At 68.0% G+C, this 3,768-nt stretch carries 4 protein-coding genes and 1 riboswitch; of the genes, 1 reads left to right on the top strand and 3 read right to left on the bottom strand.

What is annotated here, in order from left to right; all coding sequences use genetic code 11:
• The 3 genes from JWP65_RS11315 to JWP65_RS11305 all read right to left on the bottom strand — a co-directional run.
• Positions 1-404 (bottom strand): dihydropteroate synthase (locus tag JWP65_RS11315; RefSeq protein ID WP_299763741.1); only part of this gene is annotated, 404 nt, incomplete at its 3' end.
• Between the two features lie 20 nt (positions 405-424).
• Positions 425-492: riboswitch (S-adenosyl-L-homocysteine riboswitch) on the bottom strand.
• Positions 493-582: 90 nt separating this feature from the next.
• Positions 583-1,032 (bottom strand): Lrp/AsnC family transcriptional regulator, encoded by a 450-nt coding sequence (locus JWP65_RS11310; RefSeq protein WP_299763739.1) that lies wholly within the window; start codon positions 1,030-1,032, stop codon positions 583-585.
• 52 nt (positions 1,033-1,084) lie between these two features.
• A complete protein-coding gene (locus JWP65_RS11305) occupies positions 1,085-2,131 on the bottom strand; it encodes a homocysteine S-methyltransferase family protein (RefSeq protein ID WP_299763737.1) in 1,047 nt (348 codons plus the stop codon).
• A 60-nt stretch (positions 2,132-2,191) separates the two neighbouring features.
• Between JWP65_RS11305 and recQ the strand changes: the two genes are divergently transcribed.
• The coding region (recQ, locus tag JWP65_RS11300; RefSeq protein WP_299763735.1) for a DNA helicase RecQ at positions 2,192-3,768 on the top strand (1,577 nt) is incomplete at its 3' end.

The following is a 3,768-nucleotide window of genomic DNA, read 5'->3' as shown; positions in this document are numbered from 1 at the left end:
AACTCGGCCTCGCCTTCCTTCATGCTGATCGAGTTGACGATGCCCTTGCCCTGGATGCAGCGCAGGCCGGCCTCGATCACTTCCCACTTGGACGAGTCGACCATGATCGGCACCCGGGCGATGTCGGGCTCGCTGGCGATCAGGTTGAGGAAGCGGACCATGGCCGCCTTGCTGTCCAGCATGGCCTCGTCCATGTTGATGTCGATGACCTGGGCGCCGTTCTCCACCTGCTGGCGGGCGACGGCCAGGGCCTGCTCGTAGTGGCCGGCCAGGACCAGGCGCGCGAAGGCTTTCGAGCCGGTGACGTTGGTGCGTTCGCCGATGTTGACGAACAAACTGCCCTCGCCGATGGTGACCGGCTCCAGGCCGGCCAGCTTCATGGGGGGGACTTGGCGCTGTTGCATCACACTCACCTCGTTGGGGTTACGGGTGAGCGCGGTTGGGTCGTCTCAAGCCTGACGGCGTGTGGCCGCTGCAGCGCTCCTTGAGGTGGGGGGATTTTAAGGCATGGTGCGCAGGCAACGCCAGCACGCCCGGCAAGCCCCTCCTGGCAAGGTGCGCACGCTGGCCAGCGCACCTTGCTCAGAGCGGCAGGTCCGCCTTCTTCAGCGTCCGCAGCACGAAGCTCGACTTGCTGTGCCGGATCCCCTTGATCTTGTACAGGCGCTCGCGCAGCAGCCGCTCGTAATCGCGCGTGTCCTTCACCGCGACCCGCAGCAGGTAGTCGTACTCGCCGGACACCAGGTAGGCCTCGATCACCTCGGGGATCGCGGCCAGCGTTTCGCCGAACTTTTCCAGCGTGTTGTCGGAATGGCTGTCCAGGGTGACCTGCACCAGCACCGTGTCGCTCAGGTCCAGGGCCTGGGCGTTCAGGCGCACCGTGTAGCCCTCGATCACGCCGGCCAGCTCCATCTTGCGGATGCGCTCCCAGCAAGGCGAGGCGCTCAGCCCGACGGCCTGCCCGATCTGCTGCAGGCTGGTGCGGGCGTCGGCTTGCAATACCTTCAGGATGTTCCGGTCGATGGCGTCCATGACGCAGGATTATCCGCCGCCCTCCAGCCGGGCAGAAGGCTTTGCCGGACGCCTAAGCCTCTTCCTTGTAGAAGAAGTCGCGCTTGACGGTGCGCGCGCCCAGCGGCAGCACGGCCTGGCCGATGGCGGCGATGTGCTCCGGTGTGGTGCCGCAGCAGCCGCCGACGATGTTCACCAGGCCTTCGGCGGCGAACTCGCGCAGCAGGCGCGAGGTGTCTTCCGGCGTCTCGTCGAAGCCGGTTTCGCTCATCGGGTTGGGCAGGCCGGCGTTCGGATAGCAGCTGATGAAGGTGTCGCCCGCAACCTTGGCCAGCTCCTGGATGTAGGGGCGCATCAGCGCCGCGCCCAGCGCGCAGTTCAGGCCCACCGCCAGCGGCCGGGCATGCCGCACGCTGTTCCAGAAGGCGCTGACGGTCTGGCCGCTGAGGATGCGGCCGCTGGCATCGGTGACGGTGCCGCTGATGATCAGCGGCAGCCGCTCGCCGCTGTCGGCGAAGAACTCCTCGATGGCGAACAGCGCGGCCTTGGCGTTGAGCGTGTCGAAGATGGTTTCCACCAGCAGCAGGTCGACGCCGCCTTCGGCCAGCCCCGAGACCTGCTCGTAATAGGACGCCCGCAGCTGCTCGAAGTCGACGTTGCGCGCGCCCGGGTCGTTCACGTCCGGGCTGATGCTGGCCGTGCGCGGCGTCGGGCCGAGGGCGCCGGCGACGAAGCGCGGATGCTCGGGCGTGGAGAACTTGTCGGCGGCTTCGCGCGCCAGCCGGGCCGCCGCCACGTTCATCTCGCGCGCCAGGTGCCCCAGCTGGTAGTCGTCCTGGGCCAGCTGGTTGGCGCCGAAGGTGTTGGTCTCCAGGATATCGGCGCCGGCGGCGAGATACCCCTCGTGGATGTCGCGGATCACGTCCGGGCGCGTCAGCACCAGCAGGTCGCCGTTGTTCTTGACGTCCTTGGGGTGGTCGCGCAGCCGATCGCCGCGGTAGTCGGCCTCGACCAGCTTGAAGCGCTGGATCATGGTGCCCATGGCGCCATCGAGGATGACGATGCGCCTGGCGAGCAGCGCCGGCAAGGCCTGGCCACGGGTATAGATCACAGGTTTCATGGGTTACCGATTCTAGGGAGAAAGCGTTGGACATCCTCCCTGCGGGACAATCACCCCACTTTGTCAGTTGCACACACCCTTCTCCACGACGTCTTCGGCTATTCCGCGTTCCGCGGCGCACAGGAAGACATCGTCCAGCACGTCATCGCCGGCGGCGACGCGCTGGTGCTCATGCCCACCGGTGGCGGCAAGTCGCTGTGCTACCAGATCCCCGCGCTGGCCCGGCAGCAGGCCGGCCAGGGCGTCTCCATCGTGGTGTCGCCGCTGATCGCGCTGATGCACGACCAGGTCGGCGCCTTGCGCGAGGCCGGCGTCAAGGCCGAGTTCCTCAACTCCACCCTGTCGATGGAGGAAGCGAACGCGGTGGAACGCAAGATGCTGCGCGGCGAAATCACCATGCTGTACGCCGCGCCGGAACGCATCGCCACGGCGCGCTTCCTGGCGCTGCTGGACACGCTGCACGAGCAGCGCAAGCTGGCCTTGTTCGCCATCGACGAGGCGCATTGCGTCAGCCAGTGGGGCCACGATTTCCGGCCGGAATACCGGGCACTGGCGGTGCTGCACCAGCGCTACGCCGACGTGCCGCGCATCGCGCTGACGGCCACGGCCGACGACATCACCCGTGCCGACATCGTGCAGCACCTGCAGCTGGAGCAGGCGCGCCAGTTCGTCAGCAGCTTCGACCGCCCGAACATCCGCTACACGATCGCCGAGAAAACCGAGCCCACCCAGCAGCTGCTGCGCTTCATCGAGGGCGAGCACGCCGGCGAGGCCGGCATCGTGTACTGCCAGTCACGCAAGCGGGTGGAGGAAATCGCCGAGATGCTGTGCCGCGAAGGCATGGACGCCCTGCCCTACCACGCCGGGCTCGATGCGCAAGTGCGGCAGCGCCACCAAGACCGCTTCCTGCGCGAGGACGGCGTGGTGATGACGGCCACCATCGCCTTCGGCATGGGCATCGACAAGCCCGACGTGCGCTTCGTCGCCCACCTGGACCTGCCCAAGAACATCGAGGGCTACTACCAGGAGACCGGCCGCGCCGGGCGCGACGGCCTGCCGTCCGATGCCTGGATGGCCTACGGCCTGCAGGACGTGGTGAACCAGCGCCGGATGATCGACGAAAGCCCGGCCGCCGAGGAGTTCAAGCAGGTGCTGCGCGGCAAGCTCGATGCGCTGCTGGCGCTGGCCGAGGCCACCGACTGCCGCCGGGTGCGGCTGCTGGCCTACTTCGGCGAAGCCTCGCAGCCATGCGGCAACTGCGACAACTGCGTGCAGCCGCCGGCGGTGTGGAACGGCACGCAGGCCGCGCGCATGCTGCTGTCCACCATCTACCGGGTGCACCAGGCCAGCGGCATCACCTTCGGCTCCGGCCACGTGATGGACATCCTGCGCGGCAAGGCCACCGACAAGGTGGCGCAGTTCGGCCACGACAAGCTCTCCACCTTCGGCATCGGCGCGGCGTTCTCCGAGCAGCAGCTGCGCGGCGTGCTGCGCCAGCTGATCGCCACCGGCGCGCTGGCCGTCGATGCCCAGGCCTACAACACGCTGCAGCTCACCGGCGGCTCGCGCGCCGTGCTCAAGGGCGAGCAGGAGGTGCAGCTGCGCGAGTCGATCAGCCAGCCGGCGCGGCGCAGCCG

Origin of the sequence: Ramlibacter sp. (genome assembly GCF_028292805.1) — a bacterium.
Taxonomy (GTDB): domain Bacteria; phylum Pseudomonadota; class Gammaproteobacteria; order Burkholderiales; family Burkholderiaceae_C; genus Ramlibacter.
Note: the sequence above shows the minus strand (reverse complement) of the source record. Positions and strands in the feature narration are given on the sequence as shown.

Excerpts from the sequence above, each read along its gene's own strand:
- JWP65_RS11310 (WP_299763739.1), bottom strand. The coding sequence starts at position 1,032 with ATGGACGCCATCGACCGGAACATCCTGAAGGTATTGCAAGCCGACGCC.
- JWP65_RS11305 (WP_299763737.1), bottom strand. The coding sequence starts at position 2,131 with ATGAAACCTGTGATCTATACCCGTGGCCAGGCCTTGCCGGCGCTGCTC.